Genomic DNA, 19,661 nt, shown 5'->3' with positions numbered 1-19,661 from the left:
TTTGGATATTTAACTCTTTTTCATTTTAATATTTCCAAAGTTAACGATGAAGAACGGCTTGCTTTATTTGAACATTTTGATTCGCTTTTTCATGGATTTGTCTTTGAAAATCTTCCGGTGTATGAATTGCATCTAAGCTTTGAATAAGGTCAAAAAGTGTTTCTCCGTCAAGTTCTTCGATTTGTTTTTCTTCCTGCTCGGTCAACTCTATCCGCTGTTTCAGCACAAGCTTAACCAACATTTTCTGACCTTCTATTCTTCCTTGTGCAATTCCTTTTTCATAAACCACCTGTTCATCCCGTTCGTCAAACCTGGCCCGCATCCGGGCCAGCGCCAAATTGGTGTCTCTTAAAAAATCCATTTTCTTCTCTTCCATCATTTGAATGATTTCCTCCTTTTCTGATAATTCCTGAATCCACTTCTGTTTTTCTGCAACGTGACTGAACCGAACCGTGTAGTGTATTTTCTCCGACAGCCTCCATTCTTCCACTGGTTTCTTTTCCAGCGCTTCCAGCTTATCCATTTCCACCCAAAGAATCCGGCATCGCCCGTCCGGTAAAGGAATTGCCTTTTCTTCTTTCGTATAACGATAATCATGCAGATAACCGTCATTCTTTTGGAGTTGCGGGACATGGTTGGTAAGCATGACCTGAACGACCGGATTAAACTCATACAGATCACCGACACAGAGCTGATCGGCAACGATGCGGGACAGATATCCCTGCGAACGCATTGCCAATGAATCACTCATCTGATAGTTCTGCATCTCAAGATTGATTACAAGGAGGGTTCCTCGTTCATCTTCAGCTTTAATCAGTAAATCAAATCGAATCCCTTTCTCGCCGCGATGATTTTTTACAGGCTCGGTATTCATCATCGAAGTTCGGACTAACCGGCAGAGAAAGAGATCGGAGAAATAAGCGATCCGGATCTTTCTGGATATTTCATCCTCAGAGCCGAAGGTGTGGCGGAAGACGTCGTTTTCTCGGAAATCAATGGTGGCCAGAAGCTGACGGATTTGAGCGGAATCCAGACAGAGCGTCAGCGGTTGCAGGGGATCGTTGTTATGAAGTTTCTTCGTATTTTCCATCGCAATAAAAACCTCCTCTACTTTAATATTGCGGAAAATCAGAAAAAGCCTCATAAAAAACAGAACTTTGTAAAAATACTTTATTGAGTTTGTCTTTCAAATTAATGTTAACTCTTTTGAATTGTCATTTCAAGGGTAAACTGAAAGTTAAATGCCAAATTAGAAATAATTGGGGAAAGCATGACAAATATCCAAATAAAAGATGCATGGAGCCTGAATGGCTGTATATTTATGACATAGCCTTTGAGAATCAGACCCTTTCGTTGCGTACAAACTAAAAAAACTTGAGGTTGATCTTCAATTCTCTTATAATAGAGCGTAGGATGTGATGACATGAAAAAATACGTATTAAAAACAGATGAAAACGGCAACGAGATCACAGTTGCCGATGTCCATAAGGTGCTTTTGGAAATGCTCAAAATGATTGATGGCATTTGCCAGAAATACAACATACCTTATTTCCTCAACGGCGGCAGCGCCTTAGGTGCGGTTCGCCATCAGGGCTTTATTCCATGGGATGACGATGCGGATATCGCCATGCTTTATGAAGACTACAAGCGCTTTATCGTCGCTTTGAAGCAGGATCTTCCGGAAGGCTATACCTTTCAATGCTTTGATACGGATAAACGCTATAATCCGTTAATTCCGGGGATGAAGATCCGGAAAAAAGGAACGTATCTGAAAGAAGTCAATACGTTGTTAGCCAACCGCTGTACTGAATGCGACGGAATTTTCATCGACGTTTTTGTTTATGATTACTGCGCCGCAAGCAAAACCATGGATCTGCCGCTGCGGATGTTGAATCAGCTGATTATGCCGTTTATCATTCTCTTTGACAACCTGGGCATGAATCCGTTGTTCCTCAAGCGCTGGTTCGTTTCCAACGCCCGGATGTATGGGAAACTTAATGAAGGAAGCAAGAAGATCGGCTTTGATCTGACATGGACGTTTAAGAGTCCATTGAAACCATTTATCTTTGATTATGACGATATCTATCCTGTTCAGTATGTTCCGTTCGAGGACACGCAGCTGCCGATTGCGCATCATCCGCACGAATACCTGTGCACAGCGATTGCACCAAGCTACATGACGCTGCCGCCGGAAGAAGAACAGAAACCGAAACATATCGTTGACATCCGGTTATAAGGAGTTTTGGAAACCATGACAGTGGAACCAAGCTATGTCCCGCGCGGCTCCAAACTGCGCTGGAAATCTTTCCTGTTCATCTTTATCGCCTGCTGCATACTCGCGTATGGAGGGCAATGGTTGTTGAATCAACGCCAGAAAAAACAAGTCGATACGTATGGCGTCTGCGGTTTGAGTAATCAGAAAACCCGGCAGCTGTTTGAAAATCAGATTGTTGATGAAGCGCAGCTGTTGTCGTTGGGCGATTATCTTTACTATGGAGAAACGCTCAATCTTTATCATGAGACCTATAACCGCAGCGGTCAGGATCTTTTTGCCGGCAAGACAGTCATTCTGCGCAATGTATGCAGCGGTTTGGATTTTGTTTATATGATGGAAAAAAACGCCGACGGTCAGATTCCTCTGGAAGATCTGGACGAAGGCTTTTATCAGGTTTTCATCATGCAGGATCTGAAAGAAAAACAGCTTGTCAGTGATAAAAAACTGCGCGATACCTTCTACACAGTGACGCGGGAGAACACGAATAAAAAGATCGAGCTGATTGCCGATCAGAATCTTTTCGACAACCCGGAAGAAGAACCGTTTTTACAAAAAAACTACGTGTTTGTCCAGGTGAGCACCCAACCGCAGCCGGAAGACTGGATCGATGTGATGATCGATCCCGGCGCGATGCATCAGGATAATGGCTATACCGACAAAGGAGTTCATGGAAACGGCTTGTTAGCGTATGAAGAAAATTACAAAATTGCCGTCAAACTGAAGGATCAGCTTGAAAAACTGGGCTTGAAAGTCGAACTGACGCGGGATCTGGATGAAATCGTCAACAGTTACGGCGAGGATGGCCGGCTGGATCGCGCCTATTCCCAACATGCGCGGTATTACATCAATATCGAGATGAAAAGCGCGACAAACGTCAACTTGCGGGGAACAGATATCGTTTATTCTTCCTTTTCTTCTAACCGTATGGCTTCCACAGTGCTCAAATCCATCGTCGAAAATACATCCCTGACGTATGCCAGGGAAGCGACGGGATCGGCCAGCGGGACGAGCATCGGCGAAGATGGAACTGCGTATGACGGTCAGAAAATCATCCGTGAATCGGGTGGACGAATCCTGGGCGCCGGGACCTTTTCTGAAGCTTCCCGTCAGAATCAGGCGTTTGCGGCGGAGAATCGTTATGGCATGCAGGCATTAACGATTCAGTATTTGTTTTTAAGCAACAGTGAGGATGTTGCAGCGTGGCAAAATGAGCTTGACAGGATTGCAGAAGCAACGGCTGCCGGATTAGCGAAAGCGATGCGGATTCCCAGCGGCAGTTAAACCTTACGGGCGCAAAGTTTCAGTTAAAATCAAGAATGAAAAAATTCGGTAACCTGCCAGTTCAAACGGCAGGTTCCTGTTGTTAATCAAGGAAGGAGAGTGACATCCATGCTCTATCAAATCAGCCGTGGGAGTAAATCTTTCGGCACGGAAACCGTGTTTGAGGATATACAGTTTGAGATCCGGGGCACTGAGAAAATTGCGGTCGTCGGCCGCAACGGATGTGGAAAATCGACGCTTTTAAAAATTATGACCGGCGAGCTGGATCTGGACAAAGGTGAAATTCACAGTACCTCCGGCACGCGGATCGGTTATCTGGCCCAGACGACCTTTCCAGACGAAACCTTAACCGTCCGGGAAGACCTTGAAAAAGTCTTTGAACCCTTGCAGAAATTGAAAGCTCAGCTTGATAAGCTGACAGAACGCATGGCAACGGATTACAGTGAAGCGGTGCTGGATCGTTATGCTCAGCTGGAGACACAGTTTGAGATGGCAGGCGGTTATACGTGGCAGTCGGAGTTAATGACGGTGTTTACGAAGTTTGGCTTTCAGGAAGAAATGCTGGATAGAACGATCAATACCTTTTCCGGCGGTCAGAAAACACGTCTTGCATTTGTTAAATTACTTTTAAGCAAACCGGATATACTGCTTCTGGACGAACCGACCAACCATCTGGATTTGGAAACGATCGAATGGCTGGAAGGGTATCTGAAGCGATACAGCCGGGCTGTCGTGCTGGTTTCCCATGACCGGATGTTTCTCGATCACATTGCGGAAGAAGTTTATGAGCTGGAATATGGTTCGATGAAGCATTACACCGGCAACTACACGAGCTTTCAGAATCAGAAGCAGCAGGATTTAATCCGTCAGCAGCAGATGTATAATCGTCAGCAGAAGGAAATTGAGCGGTTGGAAGGCTTGATCGAGCGCTTCCGCTACAAGGCGACAAAAGCGGCGATGGCGCAATCGAAGATCAAGGCGCTGGAGCGGATGGAAAAGATCGACGCCCCTCAGAAAAGCGATACCCGGAGTTTCTCAGCGCATTTTGTTCCGCGGTTAAAAGGTGGAAAAACAGTGCTGGAGATCAAGGATCTCAAGGTCGGTTACGATCATCCGTTATGCGAGATTTCCCTGGAAATTTTATCAGGGCAGCGCATTGCGGTGCTGGGGCCTAACGGCTGCGGCAAGAGTACGTTGATGAAGACGCTGGTCGGTGATCTGCCGGCGTTGGGCGGGGATTATCTGTATGGTCATCAGATTGAAACCGGTTATTTTGATCAGCAGCTGGCGCAGTTTTCCTCCGGGAAGACAGTGCTGGAAGAATTGTGGGACGATTATCCGGAACTGGACCGGACTCAGATCCGGACGGTGTTGGGACGTTTCCTGTTTACCAGCGACGACGTGTTCAAAACGGTCGACGTGCTTTCCGGGGGCGAAAAGGTTCGGTTGTCTCTGGCGAAATTGATGCTGCGTCAGGCGAATTTCCTGCTTTTGGACGAACCGACCAACCATTTGGATATTGTAGGCAAGGAAGCACTGGAAGAAGCGCTGAACGGATATACCGGAACGATTCTGTTCGTTTCGCATGATCGTTATTTTATCAAGAAGATAGCTACGGCGATCCTGCATATCGACATGCAGGGGAATGCTGTCTATTATCCGTTTGGTTATGAACAATTCGATGACGATCAGCAGCAGAAGGAAAAGGAACAGGCGCCAAAGAAAGACGCTGAAGTTCAGCGTCAGACTCCGAAGCGCAATCCGAATGCCCGCGAAGCGGCCAAGCTGGAAAAGCAGATCGCGGAAAAGGAAGAACAGCTGGAAGCAATGCGTGAAAAGCGGTTTGATCCGGAATACTACCATGATTATCAGAAAATGAATGAACTGGATGAACAGATCGACGATCTGCACAATGAGATTGAGCATTTAATGCAGCGCTGGGAAGAATGTTTGGAGGGATAGAAATCCGGTCTTGTCCAAACCCTGTCAAAACGCTATAATAAACATGAGGAAAAAAGGAGAACACAACATGTCTGAAGTAAAATTAAATCATTTAACAACAGAACGCCGTAACGAGAAAACGATGAACCTCGATACGCTTTCCACCCGCGAATTATTGGAAATCATGAACGAAGAGGACCACAAGGTTCCTGACGCGGTTCGTGAAGCAATCCCGGAAATTGAAAAAGCCGTCCAGGCGATTGTTAAAGCGCTGCGCAGCGGCGGCCGTCTGATTTATATGGGTGCTGGGACATCCGGACGGTTAGGCGTCATTGATTCCGCCGAATGCATGCCGACCTTTGGTACGACCTATGAAGTCGTCGGCTTACTGGCAGGCGGTCCAGGTGCATTCTTAACTGCGGTCGAAGGCGCTGAGGATGATGCAGAATTAGGCAAGCAGGATCTGGTCGATCAGAAGCTGACTGAAAAAGACGTTGTCTGCGGCATCGCGGCCAGCGGCAGAACTCCGTATGTTATCGGCGGTTTAGATTATGCGCGTTCCATTGGGGCGACAGCGGTTTCCGTCGCTTGCAACAAGAACAGTGAAGTTGGCAAGCATGCGGATGTTGCGATTGAAGTCGATGCCGGTCCGGAAGTTTTAACAGGTTCAACACGTCTGAAATCCGGCACTTGCCAGAAATTAATCCTGAATATGTTGTCAACAGCTTCCATGGTTGGCTATGGCAAGGTTTACGGTAACCTGATGGTTGACGTCAAAGCGACAAACTTGAAGTTGATCGAACGTTCCAAGCGCATCATCATGATGGCAACGGACTGCGATTATGAAACAGCGGCAAAGATGTATGAAGTATCCGGCAATTACCCGAAGGTAGCCATCGTCATGATTCTGACAGGCTGCACAAAGGAAGAAGCGGAAGAACGTCTGAATAAGAACGAAGGCTTTGTTCGTCAGGCAATTAAATAAGGTAAAAAAAACTGCAGCGCCTGGGATTTATTGACTATCCCTTAGCGCTGCAGTTTTTTTATTTTCGGTGCTTGTGGTTCCAAGAGTGATATTCTGCCAGCAGCAGCGCTGACAAGGTTTTCAGATCATAATCGTCGTTGATCAACAAAGATTTCAGAGAATCACTGCTGGAATTAAACGGATATTTCATGCGCAGAGCCATGAGCGGCAGCGGATCAGCAGGATCTTTTCTCAGCTTTTCCTTGAGCTTCCGTAAATCATTTTCCATTTGCACTCTTAATTCTTCATCGTTGATCATATTGCATACCTCTTTTATTTAACTCATTTAATTTCTTAAGATATTTAACTTGCTTGACGATGGAGCGGGTTTCGTAATACTGAATCAGTTGTTCGTAAATGAAGATCATGCCTTCTGAACTACCTTCACGGTTTAAATACTTCTCACAGGCTTTAAGTTTAATTTCTATTTCTTTTTCATGGTTTGATTTTCTTTGGAGGTTAATGATTTCCAGCATATCTTTTATAAACTTATTCTTAGGATATTGTTTACTATATTCTAAGAATTCATCTAGTTTATCATATTGATCAGTCTGCAATAATGTCCAAGCTATTCCATAAAAGATTTCAGGGATATTCTGCCATCCGGGTCTTAACTGTTTATAGATATTCTCAGCTTTATTATATTGTGTGGCATTTACATAATTATTCCCAGCATTACACAGAATCATATTTATAGTTTGATCAGATAATTGTTTAGAATAAGTTTTTAATAATTTGTCATAGATTTTTCCTGCTTCTTCAGGGTGATTTTCATGCGAATAAATAATAGCTTCATGCATCATTGTATAAGCTATCCTCTGAAAATTGCCTTCTTCTTTGAAGAGTGTGTCAGCCTTTTTATTGTAATTATGAGCGAGAGTTAGATGTCCTATTTGTATTAAACAAATAGCTGCATGATAGTATAACAGATCAGTATAATATTTGACGGTGTATGGTAAATTTAATAGAGTTTGAAAAAAATCCATTGCTTGATCTAATTTTAATTTGTTTTTTTCAGCTATGCCTTGATATAGGATAAATTGATAATTTTGTACAGAGTTTAAACAGTCTTGATATGTTTTTATAAATTTTATTCTTTTGAGTTCTTTACCATTGTTAAAAGTAATATTATATATAAATAAAGTAAGATTGTAATCTAAAAACAAAAGCGAGTTGTTTAATATATCATTTTGTTTTTCTAATTTTGTATATAATACTGAAGCTTCTTCGTATTGGAAAAAGTATAATTTTTCTTTAATCAGATTCATTAGCGTGCTTTGTTCTGCTAACCAATCCGTGGTTAAAGAAGGTAATTCCAATTTGTTTGAGATCGTTCTATATAATTCTTCTGTAATAGGACGGAGACCTCTTTCCATCTCGCTAAACGAAGAATTAGCCATGGGTAATGACTTTGCAAAGGCTTCTTGCTTCCAATTTAATTCAATTCGTCTTTTCCTAATTAAAGCTGCTTTTAGTTTACTTTCATCAGTATTCATTGTATCCATAGCCTTCTTTCGTAAAAAAGAGTCAAATCATCTGAATTTTTATAGTTATTTATATGTCATCTATGCCTTTTTTTCAAAAGGACTTTCGTTGTGGATTGGCTCTATGAATTTTATAATTATTACAGACAAACGTTTGTCCTGAAGAAAGGACAGAAAAGATGAAAAAGATTTTAGTTAGTCTGATGCTGATTCTGCCGTTAATGGCCGCTGTTCCAACAGCCTCGCCTGTTTTGGCAAATTATGGATTCAGCGTTTATGGTCCCAATTAAATAACTAAACTAAGGGCCCTTAGTTTTTAATTCATCTTAATCTGTTATTAGATCCTATCTATTCTGCATATTAGTTTTCATATTAATTTGTATATCGCTAAATATCACTTCCAATAACCCAATTTTCCATATTATACCAAAAATGTTCATTTTAATAAACGGTCAAAATAGTCGATTGCTAGTCTTATATGTTAAATTTTCGACCGCTATAATAAAATCAACGAAAGCGGGAGAGATCAGCTATGAGTGAAAATGAACAATTTTTTGATCTAAATTATGCTGTCTATCTGCGCATTCAGGAAATTACGGTAATCTTGGATATCAAGAGTATCAGTAAGCTGGCAGAAATGTCCGGTGTTAATAAATCAACGATCAGTACACTGAAAACAAAAAAGGATAAGACGGTGACCTTGCAGACAATTCGTTTGATCTGCAAAGCCGTTGGGATGACACTTGCTGAATTTTTCGATTCACCGCTGTTTCCAAATGACAAAGAGAAACTCTTGATCGAGGGATAATTCCTTCGATTTTTTCATATATTGAAAGTGAAAGAGGGATGGAAAAATGAATGAAATGATGGAACTCATGCATCAATTACTGCTTGGCAATGGTATTTTAATCGCAGGCTGCGTTTATGTGTGCGCAGAATTGCTTAAATCATTTTTACCGCGGATGAACAGCACCTGGATTCCTTTGATCGGCGCGATCATGGGCGTGGTGCTGGGATTGGTAATCCCTGATTTTTCAGTAGGCCAGGGCATGCTGGTAAAAGCGATCAGCGGCCTGTGTCTGGGATGGGCGGCAACGGGCGCTTTCGAATCCATGAAATGTATTAAAAACCGTCAACATAGTTAAGCAGAATGAACTTTCATCAGGCGGAGAACTGAAACGGTTCTCTTTTTTTGTTTGCCGGAACTTTCTTTGCTGGAATAAGACGCTTCGAAACTATAAAATTCATGAAAACACAGAGCAGTGAAATTGTTGAAATATCAGAGTGAGGTGGAGAAAAAGGAGTATAAATTTCACAATGAATGTGCGGAAGCCGGCGCAGACAGAGCTGGTAAACTATGGTACAATAATACGGAAGAAGCGTAGTTTGCGTTTTCGTATACGAATTGAAGGAGACTAGAACATGAGTGAAAACCAGCCGGAAAAGGCTTTATTTCAACTGATCGCCGAAGCATTGACGCCGGAGGGCACATTGCCGAAGGATTTCTCGCTGCCAAAGGAAAAAGTACAGAATAAGCTGATCTTCGCCGACGGAGCGATGGATGGCATTAAGTTATACCATACTCAACCCAAAGAGATAGATCTCGAACCGGTCTGCCAGGCGCTGCTGCTTATCAGCCAGGGGCAGGAAGAAGCCGGGAAAACACAGCTGACGGCCGCGTTGGCGCAGCACAGCGTGATTGAAGTGATCGACGCTCTGCACAAATGGATTTATGAACATCATCAGCAGCTGGATCCGGGGAAGCTCTCCGGTTTCGCGATCCGCTGCATCATGACGTCGGCGGATCCGGAGCTGATCAAGCTGGGGTTGGCAATCATGGAACTGTTGAATACCGATAAGCAGGAAGCGCTGAAAAAAGTGATCCGCGCATTGGCGCTGTGCAACGAATTTACGCTGTACTGTCTGTTTATCATGCGCAGCTGGACCGGCGGCAACGATGAAATTTTTGATCTGATGCAGAAGGTTCATGGCTGGGGCCGGATTCACTGTGTGAATCAGATCGATCCGGCAAACCGTCTGATCAAAAAATGGCTGCTGGATCATGGCTGCGAGAATAACGTGGCTCCGGCATATTCGGCGCTGACCGTAGCGAAGAAGTGCGATTTGATTGATCAGCTCCGCCGTGATGATTTATCACCGGAGGACTGGGCGGGAATCACGTTGATCATAGACGGTTTAATGGCGGAAGGCCCGGTTGCGGGGATCTCGGAAATCGAGGACCGCGAAGGGGTGTTCACCGCTTATCTGAAGCAGGCGGAACATTTCCCGATGACGTTGGCGACCGTTCAGAATCTGATCGCGATCGCTCAGTATATCGACGGCGAACAGGTCAAACTGCCGGAGGTCAAGAAGCAGTGTCTGGAACTGTTGAAATCATCGAAATGCTACGTCACCGTCAGTGCGGCGATGGAACAGGGCAAAGGATTCGAAGAAGCGTTGAAGCTGAGCATCCCGTATGAAGAAAAGGCGATGACCTGGCTGAAGCAGAATCCGGTGGAGCATTGCATGGCGGCGCGGTTATTAATGGCTTCGGAAAAGGACTGCGACGAGATTCTTGCGCTGTATGCCGACTGCCTGCCGTTAGAGACAATGGCCAGCGGTCCTGCGGATGTGCTGGGACTGGGGAAGGATTATCAGAATTTTCATGCGCTGGCGGCGATATTGCAGTCGCTGCGGCTATATCCGGGCAAAGGTGCGGAGTTTATCCGCTGCGCTCTGTTGTGTCCGGTCATCAGCTGCCGGACCTATGCGCTGGATACGCTGGAAAGCTGGGTAAAATTGGCGCAGACTTCGTTAAAGGGAATCGCGCCGCAGCTGCTTGTCGTACTTGATCAGGCTGAGGAACTGGAAGTGAAGGATGAGCTGAAATCCCGGATTCAGGCGTTGAAGCGTGCGGCTTAAGCAAGTTTTTCAAACGGGAAAACTCAACCAGAGAACAATAAAAGACAAAAGGGATTCCAAGCGCACAGACTGGATCCCTTTTTCATAAATGAAAAAATCCAGAGGGAGAAGCGTCGGGCGGCGTTTCTTTTCTGGATTTCATTGATTTTTGTGCTGATGGGGTTAAGATCGAAAGGCAGGGGCAGCTCCGTCAGTTCAGGGACAGCTGATTGCCGTGACGATTGAATTTAAGCCTTCTGATCTGCCAGATCGGCTTTGATCAGTTCGCGCAGCGCTTCAATCGCCGCGCGGATCGGGGCTTCGGTATCGTGATGCTGGATATTTTCCAGTCCTGCCTTTTCCCGCTGCTGATTGGCAACCGTCAGGAAGACCGAGCCGACGCGGCAGCGCAGATAGCCGCCGACGATAAACAGCGCCGCTGACTCCATTTCGCTGGCCAGACAACCCATTCTTAACCAGGCGTCCCATTTGCGCAGCAGTTCTTCATGATTTGGCAATTCTTCCGGTTTGTGCTGGCCATAGAAGGCGTCTTTGCACTGCACCACGCCGACATGATAGGGCATATTCAGTTTGGCAGCACTGTGCGCCAGCGCATTGACAACCTGAAAATCAGCGACTGCCGGATATTCAATCGGCGCGTATTCCTTGCTTGTACCTTCAAAGCGGATGGCCCCAGTGGCAATGACGAGATCGCCGCCTTTGACATCCAGATCCATTCCGCCGCAGGTGCCGACCCGGATGAACGTATCCGCGCCGCAGACATGCAGCTCCTCCATCGCAATCGAAGCCGAAGCGCCGCCGATTCCGGTTGAAGTCACGCTGACCTTCACGCCGTCCAGCTTGCCGGTATACGTGACAAATTCGCGGGAATCCGCGACCAGTACCGGATTGTCAAAGTGCGCCGCAATCTTGGCGCAGCGCTTCGGATCGCCCGGCAGTAAAACGTAGCGGCCGACCTCGCCTTTCCCAACGCCGATGTGATATTGTTTCCCTGAACCTTCTGTATAATCAATCATGCTTGTTCCTCCTTTGTTAAGGGCTTTCATTACTTATAATGTACCACAGCAGAGATATCAAAAAAAGCGACATTTGTCGCTTTTTGAGTGTTTTGTTGAATTAATTGTTGGCTGGATTGAGGTCGTTGTTGACGACCAGGTCGATCGCTTTCCAGCTGCCAGAACTGTGGGTCAGGACAATCTGGTAACCGCAGTGATAAGTCCGGTTGCCATACGTGTTGCTCAATACAGTGTAGTCAAAGATGACCTTGCCGACCAGATCATGCTCACCGATTTGAATCAGATCGAGAACCTCGGCATTTTCAAACTTGACGCCCGCATGCCCCGTATACCACTGGTTGTCCATCGTGCGGATCTTGGCCGCAAATTCGCTGCCGGACAGGAAGTAGCCGGTCAAGGTGCCCAGGCCGCCGTCGCCGGTGGCATAGCGCGCCGCTGCTTCGGCAATCGCCGTCATCGTTTTCTCGCCTGCACTTTTGATCTCGCCGCTGGCAGCTTGGCCAACGTAGAAACGCTCTTCATAGGCATCTTTGACAACGACATAGCCCTCGGCGGTGATCTCCGGCTGGGACATCAGCTCGCTGATTTGATAACGGGTGACGGTCGGGGCGGCGGAACTGGTCTTGTAGCGGTCGAAGGTGCCGGCCGGAACCTTGGTCTCCTTAACGTAGTCGCTGCCTAAGAGAATGCCGTTGACCTTGACCTGCGCTTCTGCCGGGGCGTCGATCAGATAGCTCAGGTTGCCGGAACTTTGCATGACGGTTTCCACCAGCCAAGTCTCGTTCTCCTTGCGCAGATTCAGCGTTGAAACTTTTCTGTCCTTGGAATAGACGCCATAGGTGCCTTCATACCCTTCCGCGGATTTATCATCTTTAACATAGTTCAGATCTTTAAAGTCGACATCGCCGTAGATTGTATTCATCGCCGCAGTGAAATCAGCTTCGCTGCTCAGACTGCCGGTACGGGTCTGGAACTGTTGATATAGTTCAGTATAATCCTGCTTTTCAATCTGTTTCATGTACGCCTGCAGCGCGGCGTCGGGCGTTGTTTTTTCATACGCGCTCATCTTGCCGTTGACCAGAGCCAGCACGCCGGCGGAAGCGCCGATCACGATCGCGAGAATCAGTCCGATCATCGCCAGGGCAGTGCCTGTTGGAATTCCTTGTTTTTTACTCATTGCGGTTTCTCCTATTTCACGATAAAGGCGGTCGGCACGCGGCGGTCACCTTTGATCGATACAGTGGTGTTCAGGGTTTCTCCGTCGTAGACCATGACGGTGGAATTGCCGCCGTCCAGATTCGCGGCGTTGACGGCGTCATACTGCTGCATGATGTCGATGATGTCCTGATAGGTTGAGCCGAAGCTGCTCGGCTGCCGGCCGTCCAGCACCATCAACAGGAACGCGCCGTCGTAGCGTTGACCGATCACGGTACGCGGATTCAGGCCCGGATGCCGTCCGGTTTCGAAGACGACTTCCCAGTTTTTGATAAAGACCGGACCGAAGGTTACGGCGTCGCGGATATCATAATCCAGCGCCTGCTGAGCGGTCATATCGCCAACGACCAGCTGATTGGCGTTGTTGATGCCGATAACCGGCGTGAATTCGCCGGGGGTGCCGCTGATCAGCTTGCCGTCGTGAATGACGATGCCGTAAGCGGTGCCGCCATTGCCGTTGCCGCCGGCATCCTCAAAGCCGCCGGCGTTGATCCCGGCGATCGCGTTGTTGTCCTGAATGTATTTTTCGACGGAATAGCCCGGCGCTCCGGAATCCATATTTGGATTGCAGGCGACGAAGACGCGGGATGGATCGTGGACGATCATCAGCTTGCCTTCAAAGGTCGTGCCTTTCAGATCAATGATCTCAATCGCGTCCTGATCAGCGCTGGGAACCTCGGCAGACTGTTCGCTCTGGTCAGTGAGCTGCGGATTGCGGATCGCATCCAGTTCGGCTTGGGAATAGAACAACCCCGCGGCCTTGTACTGCAGACTGCCTTCGTCCATCGTTTCCAACAGATGCCGGGTGTACGCTTTGTATGGCCCGCAGTAGATCGAATTGAGCGCCAGCGTCCCGGTAATCCCGGCACCCGCAAGCACCATCACCAGAATGATGCCGCTCAGCGCTCCGGCCGAAATCCCGGATTTTTTCGCTTTTCTTTTTTTACTCATTGAATTCCTGTATGAAGTTCACTCTTCATACGACTCCTTTCTTTTCTTAGTGTTGAACCACAGCCTAATTATATCGGCAATGGGGCGAGAAAACAATGCGCAAGCCGACGAAAACAATGAAGACTTCATGACGAAGCTTTGCAAATCAACGCCGAAGCGTCTGTTAAAACATAAAAAAAATTTAGGCTATAAGTGCGAAATCGCCTTCATTTTTCAACGGCTTTGGGGGTTGCCGCATCCAGAAAGAGAGCAGAGATTCGCATCGTTTCCTGTTTGAATCTAAAAATAAATTAGAATTTTTTTAGAGGTTGGGAATGAATCCGGTAAAAATTTCCTGAAAACAGGTAAAATCATCGAAAAATAGGAATAAAGCCTGAAATTTAGTAAGAACAATGTGGTAATTGTTTGCTTATTCCAAATAATTTCACAAATTGATTTCAAATCGTTGAAAAATAAAAAAATTAGTTTTAAGATGGATTTAAGAAAGCGGTTACATAACCGTCGGAGGTAAGGAAACATGAGAAAAGTTTTAACTGTCCTGTGCTGTTTCTTTCTCTGTGCCGCAGCCTTGAGCGGATGCTCAGACAAAGGGACAAAGGAACCGGAGAAGCAGCCGGACAATGCCCAAACACCGGGCGAGTCCACGGAGGGAATCGATCAGTCGACCTTTGAGGAACTGCTGCAGAAGGGGATTGAGAATGGCAAGAAAGTAACGGTCTATTCCACACATTCCGTTGTCGTCAGCGGCTGCGAAGCGTTTAAGAACAAATATAACTTAGACGTTGAATTTGAATGCACGCAGATCGGCGATACCAACCAGATCACTCAGGTCGCGGAGGAAGTCGCCTCCGGCGCTGAAGGCGCGGATCTCATCTTCATCCAGGACGGCGCGCGCGTCATGTCCGATCTGGTCGAGGAAGGCTACGTCTATAACTGGTACAATCAGGAAATTTATGATCTGGTCGGCGCGGATACAGAACCGCTGTTAGTCTATGATTACTGCAACAAGGTCTTCATTTTCAACAGCGATAACGTCAAGGAAGAAGACCTGAGCAATATCTGGTATGTCACCGACGAGCAATACAAAGGCACCGTTCAGATGAAGGATCCGTACAGCGAGGGCGTCAACATGGACTTCCTGACGCAGATCACTTCCGACGACTATGCGGCCAAGCTGGAAGCGGCGTACAAAGATTACTACGGAACCGATCTGGTGTTGGACAGCGATTGCCCGAATGCCGGTTACCAGTGGATCAAGATGCTTTACAACAACGGTCTGGTCGTCGGCTCCTCGGACGGCGATATCGCCCAGGCAATCGGCGCGGAAGGTCAGAGCGAGCAATGGTCGGCCTTAATCACGCTGAACAAATATAAGAAGAATCTGGATAAGGGCTACAAGCTGGGCTTCGCCTCCAACGTCACGCCGTTTGCGGGCTTCATTTATCCGATCTACGGCCTGTTGACAAGCAATGCCGACAACCCGGATATGGCGAAGGCGTTCCTGTGCTGGCTGTTCACGGAAGAAGGCTGGTTCGGCAACGGCGAGCTGAAGATCAACGACGGCTCCCTCTACAACGGCATGACCGGCCGCTTCGGCGATTACTCCGGCAATACCAATCTGAAAGTTACCGACGGTGACAAGACGGTCAAGGAATGGAAATCGATCTTGGTCGAAGAAGATCCGATCTACTGCTCCGAGCACCGCGCGGATGTTGAAGACTTCATCAATCTGATCAAATAAGAAAGCTCTCGGAAGGTTGTGGTGTTCGCCATCACAGCCTTTCTCACTCTTAGGGAGGGGAATATGAAAAGAAAGCTCAATCAAGTCAAGACATTCTTCAGCAAACCCTATAACATCCTGTTGGTGCTCTTTTTGATCGTTCTGACCTATCTGGTCGTCTTTCCGCTGTTTTCGATCGTCAAGGATACCTTCATCGTTCATTCGGCTGAGAAATCCCGCGTCCATCAGGCGGTCGGCAGTTTGACAGCGTATCATTGGAACCGCACGCTCGCCAGCGTTTACAGTAAATCCTTATTGTATGAACCGCTGGCCCACAGCCTGGTCTGTTCGATCAGCGCCTGCATCGTCGCGATTTTAATCGGCGGGGGCTTTGCCTGGCTGGTCACCCGCAGCGATCTGCGCTGGAAAAAAGTCCTGACCAAGCTGTTTATCTTCCCATACATCATGCCGAGCTGGACGCTGGCGTTAGCCTGGAAGAATTTCTTTAAAAACGCCGCGGTCGGCGGGGCGACCGGCATCTTCACGGCACTGACGGGGATCGCAACGCCGAATTGGTTCGCTTACGGACCATTTCCGATCATTCTGGTCACCGGGCTGCATTACGCGCCGTTCGCTTATATCCTGATCGGCGGCATCCTGCGCAACATGGATGCGAATCTGGAGGAAGCAGCGGTCATCCTGAAAACCAAACGCCTGCGGATGTTTACGCGGATTACAATTCCGATGGTTATGCCGGCCGTGCTGAGCACGGTTATTCTGGTCTTCTCCAGCGCGATGAGTTCATTCGCCGTACCGCAGTTCCTCGGTCTGCCGGTGCGTTATTACGTACTGACCACCGAGCTGTACGCCGCGCTGCAGGGAACCAACCCGGGCGTCGGCTACATCCTGGCGATCGTCATGATCGTCATCAGCGTGCTGATCATGCTGGCAAACCAGAAGCTGATCGGCAAGCGAAAATCCTATGCGACGGTGACGGGCAAGAGCGCCAACGTGTCGCTGTTCCATTTAAAGAAAGCCCGCAGTCTATTGTCAGTGCTGGTGCTGTGTCTGGTGCTGTGCATGTCGGTCGTCCCGCTGATCTCGTTCTTACTGCAGTCGCTGATCATTATTAAAGGCAATTACAGTCTGTCCAACATGACGCTGGATTTCTGGATCGGCAGCTCCAAGGGCGGCAACGACGTCATGGACAAGGCCGGAATCCTGATCAACGCGGACGTCTGGAAGACGCTGTTCAACAGTCTGAAGCTTTCGGCAATCGTCGCGGTGGGCGCGGGTACGCTGGGCTTTCTGGCCGGTTATGCGATCGTGCGCCGGCGGGGAAGCAAGCTGAGCCAGATCGTAGAGAATCTGACGTTTATCCCGTATCTGATTCCGTCGATGGCTTTTGCGGCGATTTATCTGTCGATGTTCTCACGCCCGCACGGAATTATTCCATCGCTCTACGGCACCTTTGCGATTTTGGCTCTGATCGGGACGGTCAAATATCTGCCGATGGCTTCCCGTTCCGGCGTGAACTCGATGCTGCAGCTGTCTCCGGAAATTGAGGAGGCCGGCATCATTCAGGGCATTCCCTGGGTCAAACGGATGGCCAAGATCATCGTGCCGATCGAGAAGTCGACGATCGTCTCCGGCTATCTGCTGCCGTTTGTTTCCAGTATGCGCGAACTGAGCTTATACGTGATTCTGGTGACCGCAAACAACCGCGTGCTGACGACATTGTTATTCATGTATGATGAAAAGGGCTGGGAGCAGTATTCCAATGCGATCAACCTGTTGATTATCTTCGTGGTGCTCATCGTGAATTTCGGCGTAGAAAAGCTGACCGGCGCTTCCATTGAAAAGGGTGTAGGAGGAGGAAATTGACATGCCGACAATAAGATTAGTCGATATCACAAAAAAATTCGGCAAGGGCTCAATCGCCGTAAATCATTTAAATCTGGAAATTAAGGACGGAGATTTCGTCTCGCTGTTAGGACCTTCCGGCTGCGGCAAGACGACGACGCTGCGGATGATCGCCGGGCTGGAAACGCCGAGCGAAGGTGAGATCTACATCGACGATCAGCTGGTGTTCTCCGATGCTAAAGGCGTCAATGTGTCGCCGGATAAGCGCAATGTCGGTTTCCTGTTTCAGAACTATGCGCTGTGGCCGCACATGACGGTGTATAAAAATATTTCATTTGGTTTGGAAAACATGAAATGGCCGAAGGAAAAGATCGACGCCCGGGTGAAGGAAATCTGCCAGACGATGCGGATTGAAGAATACATTCAGCGCTATCCGTCTGAATTGTCGGGTGGTCAGCAGCAGCGCGTTGCGATCGCCCGGACCTTAGCCCCGAACCCGCGGGTGTTGTTGATGGACGAACCGCTGTCCAACCTGGACGCCAAGCTGCGCAACGACATGCGCGCTGAACTGAAGCGGCTGCACATGGCGACCGGAGCGACGTTTGTCTATGTAACCCACGATCAGTCGGAGGCGATGACGCTGAGCTCGAAGGTATGTCTGATCAAGGAAGGTGTTTTGCAGCAGTATTGTCCGCCATTGACGTTGTATGGTGAACCGGCGAATTTATTCTGCGCTGATTTCATGGGCAATCCGACGATGAATTTCATTTCCTGCCACGGGATCAAAAAGGATCAGGCAGTCGAATTGACCTGCCGGCATTTCTCTGTTCGTTTCACGCCGAACCAACCGCTGGCGCTGCCGGCGGAAGGGGATTATGTTTTAGGCGTAAGACCGGAATTTGTTAAAGTCAGCGCGGACGAGGGCATCGAAGGCACGGTTGTTTCCTCATTGCCAAGCGGGATGGAAACAACGTTGTCGCTGGCGGTCAAGGACATCACGTTGTCGGCGGTGGCCTTCGGCAGCATCGACTTCGCGATGGATTCCGTCATTCACTTCGGTTTTGAAGGGGATCGGTATATCCTGTTTGACGCGCAGTCGACAGAAAATCTGGGACTGGGTTCCTTACAGATTTTAAACTGATTTAAATAGGGTAATCCTGAAAGAGGAGTGGAACATGGGCGAAAAAGGAGAAAAATTATTTTGGACCGGCGTCGACCGGGTAATGAACATCGTGCTGCTGGGCTTTCTGTGGCTGATCTGCAGTCTGCCTGTCGTCACGATCGGCGCCTCCAGTACGGCGCTCAACGCCTCGATGAGCGGTTATGTGCGGGGAGATCGCCGCTCGGTGATAAAATCCTTTTTCGCCGCGTTTCGTCAGCATTGGCCGCTAGCCACGAAGATCTGGCTGATCCATCTGGTTGTCATCGCGGTGCTGCTGTGGGATTTGATTTATTATCGGATCGGCGAATCGTCGCAGGATGTGCTGGGGGCCACGGTGGCTGCGGTTGGGCTTGGGCTTGTCTTTTTTGAATTGTTGATGGTCTTTGCACTGCTGGCGGAAGTTCCCGGGCTGACAGTAAAAACAGCGCTGGCGAAGGCGCTGGACCTGGCGTTTACTTGTTTCTTGGAGTCGTTGTCTATCGCGGTGCTGACGCTGGCGGTGCCGGTGGCAGTCTTCTTTCTGCTGCCGGGATTCCTGCCGGCATTGCCGGGCTTGATTGTGTATCTGGACTGGCAGATCCTGCCGAAGATGTTCCAGAAAGCCAAGTTTAAAAAGGGCAGCCGGGAACAGAATCGGATGTTACGGAAACAAAATCACTGAAGGCGGAAGGCGGAGCGAAGTTTCTGCCTTCGTTTTTTTATTTTTTTGTTGAAATCATAAAAAGTTTATGCTATTATTACAAAGCAATCGGAAAAAATGGCTCGTTGGTGAAGTGGCTTAACACAGCGCCCTTTCACGGCGTCATT

At 47.9% G+C, this 19,661-nt stretch carries 18 protein-coding genes; 12 read left to right on the top strand and 6 right to left on the bottom strand.

Annotated features, from left to right (window positions below; all coding sequences use genetic code 11):
• Nucleotides 1–40: 40 nt before the first annotated feature.
• On the bottom strand, nt 41–874 hold the full coding sequence (locus tag AC5OW4_RS09150; RefSeq protein ID WP_295771218.1) for a hypothetical protein: 834 nt from the start codon (nt 872–874) through the stop codon (nt 41–43).
• 90 nt (nt 875–964) lie between these two features.
• Here AC5OW4_RS09150 and AC5OW4_RS09145 point away from each other — a divergent pair, with 90 nt between their 5' ends.
• The 5 genes from AC5OW4_RS09145 (at nt 965) to murQ (ending at nt 6,482) form a co-directional block, all read left to right on the top strand.
• A complete protein-coding gene (locus AC5OW4_RS09145) occupies nt 965–1,177 on the top strand; it encodes a hypothetical protein (protein WP_139248559.1) in 213 nt (70 codons plus the stop codon).
• 246 nt (nt 1,178–1,423) lie between these two features.
• Nucleotides 1,424–2,236: a LicD family protein gene (locus AC5OW4_RS09140; protein WP_072683628.1), complete on the top strand. Its 813-nt coding sequence runs from the start codon at nt 1,424–1,426 to the stop codon at nt 2,234–2,236.
• A gap of 15 nt (nt 2,237–2,251) precedes the next feature.
• Complete coding sequence (locus AC5OW4_RS09135) at nt 2,252–3,556, top strand: N-acetylmuramoyl-L-alanine amidase (protein ID WP_195396112.1); 1,305 nt, start codon at nt 2,252–2,254, stop codon at nt 3,554–3,556.
• Between the two features lie 108 nt (nt 3,557–3,664).
• Nucleotides 3,665–5,518: an ABC-F family ATP-binding cassette domain-containing protein gene (locus AC5OW4_RS09130; RefSeq protein WP_195396113.1), complete on the top strand. Its 1,854-nt coding sequence runs from the start codon at nt 3,665–3,667 to the stop codon at nt 5,516–5,518.
• Between the two features lie 67 nt (nt 5,519–5,585).
• Nucleotides 5,586–6,482 (top strand): N-acetylmuramic acid 6-phosphate etherase, encoded by an 897-nt coding sequence (gene murQ / locus AC5OW4_RS09125; RefSeq protein ID WP_072683625.1) that lies wholly within the window; start codon nt 5,586–5,588, stop codon nt 6,480–6,482.
• A 58-nt stretch (nt 6,483–6,540) separates the two neighbouring features.
• Here the strand turns inward: murQ and AC5OW4_RS09120 are convergent, their stop codons facing one another.
• On the bottom strand, nt 6,541–6,780 hold the full coding sequence (locus tag AC5OW4_RS09120; protein WP_072683624.1) for a hypothetical protein: 240 nt from the start codon (nt 6,778–6,780) through the stop codon (nt 6,541–6,543).
• Complete coding sequence (locus tag AC5OW4_RS09115; protein WP_072683623.1) at nt 6,767–8,017, bottom strand: helix-turn-helix domain-containing protein; 1,251 nt, start codon at nt 8,015–8,017, stop codon at nt 6,767–6,769. Before AC5OW4_RS09115 ends, AC5OW4_RS09120 begins: the two co-directional genes overlap by 14 nt.
• Before the next feature lie 520 nt (nt 8,018–8,537).
• Here AC5OW4_RS09115 and AC5OW4_RS09110 point away from each other — a divergent pair.
• From AC5OW4_RS09110 to AC5OW4_RS09100, 3 genes are all read left to right on the top strand, one after another.
• Nucleotides 8,538–8,813 carry a helix-turn-helix domain-containing protein gene (locus AC5OW4_RS09110; protein ID WP_493676898.1) on the top strand — a complete coding sequence of 92 codons (276 nt, stop codon included), beginning with the start codon at nt 8,538–8,540 and terminating at the stop codon, nt 8,811–8,813.
• Nucleotides 8,814–8,859: 46 nt separating this feature from the next.
• On the top strand, nt 8,860–9,150 hold the full coding sequence (locus AC5OW4_RS09105) for a hypothetical protein (protein ID WP_295771279.1): 291 nt from the start codon (nt 8,860–8,862) through the stop codon (nt 9,148–9,150).
• 277 nt (nt 9,151–9,427) lie between these two features.
• A complete protein-coding gene (locus tag AC5OW4_RS09100) occupies nt 9,428–10,927 on the top strand; it encodes a hypothetical protein (RefSeq protein ID WP_493676897.1) in 1,500 nt (499 codons plus the stop codon).
• A 227-nt stretch (nt 10,928–11,154) separates the two neighbouring features.
• Here AC5OW4_RS09100 and udp read toward each other — a convergent pair whose 3' ends face one another.
• From udp to AC5OW4_RS09085, 3 genes are all read right to left on the bottom strand, one after another.
• Nucleotides 11,155–11,943: a uridine phosphorylase gene (gene udp / locus AC5OW4_RS09095; protein ID WP_229100644.1), complete on the bottom strand. Its 789-nt coding sequence runs from the start codon at nt 11,941–11,943 to the stop codon at nt 11,155–11,157.
• Nucleotides 11,944–12,043: 100 nt separating this feature from the next.
• Nucleotides 12,044–13,120, bottom strand: a complete 1,077-nt coding sequence (locus AC5OW4_RS09090; protein WP_195547862.1) for an NTF2-like N-terminal transpeptidase domain-containing protein — start codon at nt 13,118–13,120, stop codon at nt 12,044–12,046.
• 11 nt (nt 13,121–13,131) lie between these two features.
• Entirely contained in the window at nt 13,132–14,109 is a 978-nt protein-coding gene (locus AC5OW4_RS09085) for a phosphodiester glycosidase family protein (RefSeq protein ID WP_195396115.1), read from the bottom strand.
• A 517-nt stretch (nt 14,110–14,626) separates the two neighbouring features.
• Here AC5OW4_RS09085 and AC5OW4_RS09080 point away from each other — a divergent pair.
• The 4 genes from AC5OW4_RS09080 to AC5OW4_RS09065 all read left to right on the top strand — a co-directional run bounded on the left by AC5OW4_RS09080 (nt 14,627) and on the right by AC5OW4_RS09065 (nt 19,515).
• Nucleotides 14,627–15,850: an ABC transporter substrate-binding protein gene (locus tag AC5OW4_RS09080; RefSeq protein ID WP_195396116.1), complete on the top strand. Its 1,224-nt coding sequence runs from the start codon at nt 14,627–14,629 to the stop codon at nt 15,848–15,850.
• Between the two features lie 63 nt (nt 15,851–15,913).
• The gene (locus AC5OW4_RS09075; RefSeq protein ID WP_195396117.1) at nt 15,914–17,713 is read left to right on the top strand and encodes an ABC transporter permease; all 1,800 of its coding nucleotides are present in this window, start codon (nt 15,914–15,916) and stop codon (nt 17,711–17,713) included.
• A gap of 1 nt (nt 17,714) precedes the next feature.
• A complete protein-coding gene (locus tag AC5OW4_RS09070) occupies nt 17,715–18,833 on the top strand; it encodes an ABC transporter ATP-binding protein (RefSeq protein WP_195396118.1) in 1,119 nt (372 codons plus the stop codon).
• 34 nt (nt 18,834–18,867) lie between these two features.
• The gene (locus tag AC5OW4_RS09065) at nt 18,868–19,515 is read left to right on the top strand and encodes a DUF624 domain-containing protein (protein ID WP_072683615.1); all 648 of its coding nucleotides are present in this window, start codon (nt 18,868–18,870) and stop codon (nt 19,513–19,515) included.
• Nucleotides 19,516–19,661: the final 146 nt, after the last annotated feature.

It is taken from the genome of Holdemania sp. (genome assembly GCF_986127675.1).
The sequence above is the reverse complement of the archived record's forward strand: the minus strand, read 5'-3'. Positions and strand labels throughout refer to the sequence as shown.

Coding starts and splice junctions, on each gene's coding strand:
- AC5OW4_RS09135 (WP_195396112.1), top strand. CDS start 2,252: ATGACAGTGGAACCAAGCTATGTCCCGCGCGGCTCCAAACTGCGCTGG.
- AC5OW4_RS09070 (WP_195396118.1), top strand. CDS start 17,715: ATGCCGACAATAAGATTAGTCGATATCACAAAAAAATTCGGCAAGGGC.
- AC5OW4_RS09115 (WP_072683623.1), bottom strand. CDS start 8,017: ATGAATACTGATGAAAGTAAACTAAAAGCAGCTTTAATTAGGAAAAGA.
- AC5OW4_RS09120 (WP_072683624.1), bottom strand. CDS start 6,780: ATGATCAACGATGAAGAATTAAGAGTGCAAATGGAAAATGATTTACGG.
- AC5OW4_RS09100 (WP_493676897.1), top strand. CDS start 9,428: ATGAGTGAAAACCAGCCGGAAAAGGCTTTATTTCAACTGATCGCCGAA.
- AC5OW4_RS09085 (WP_195396115.1), bottom strand. CDS start 14,109: ATGAGTAAAAAAAGAAAAGCGAAAAAATCCGGGATTTCGGCCGGAGCG.
- AC5OW4_RS09075 (WP_195396117.1), top strand. CDS start 15,914: ATGAAAAGAAAGCTCAATCAAGTCAAGACATTCTTCAGCAAACCCTAT.
- AC5OW4_RS09105 (WP_295771279.1), top strand. CDS start 8,860: ATGAATGAAATGATGGAACTCATGCATCAATTACTGCTTGGCAATGGT.
- AC5OW4_RS09080 (WP_195396116.1), top strand. CDS start 14,627: ATGAGAAAAGTTTTAACTGTCCTGTGCTGTTTCTTTCTCTGTGCCGCA.
- AC5OW4_RS09150 (WP_295771218.1), bottom strand. CDS start 874: ATGAATACCGAGCCTGTAAAAAATCATCGCGGCGAGAAAGGGATTCGA.
- AC5OW4_RS09090 (WP_195547862.1), bottom strand. CDS start 13,120: ATGAGTAAAAAACAAGGAATTCCAACAGGCACTGCCCTGGCGATGATC.
- AC5OW4_RS09130 (WP_195396113.1), top strand. CDS start 3,665: ATGCTCTATCAAATCAGCCGTGGGAGTAAATCTTTCGGCACGGAAACC.
- udp (WP_229100644.1), bottom strand. CDS start 11,943: ATGATTGATTATACAGAAGGTTCAGGGAAACAATATCACATCGGCGTT.
- AC5OW4_RS09065 (WP_072683615.1), top strand. CDS start 18,868: ATGGGCGAAAAAGGAGAAAAATTATTTTGGACCGGCGTCGACCGGGTA.
- AC5OW4_RS09140 (WP_072683628.1), top strand. CDS start 1,424: ATGAAAAAATACGTATTAAAAACAGATGAAAACGGCAACGAGATCACA.
- murQ (WP_072683625.1), top strand. CDS start 5,586: ATGTCTGAAGTAAAATTAAATCATTTAACAACAGAACGCCGTAACGAG.
- AC5OW4_RS09110 (WP_493676898.1), top strand. CDS start 8,538: ATGAGTGAAAATGAACAATTTTTTGATCTAAATTATGCTGTCTATCTG.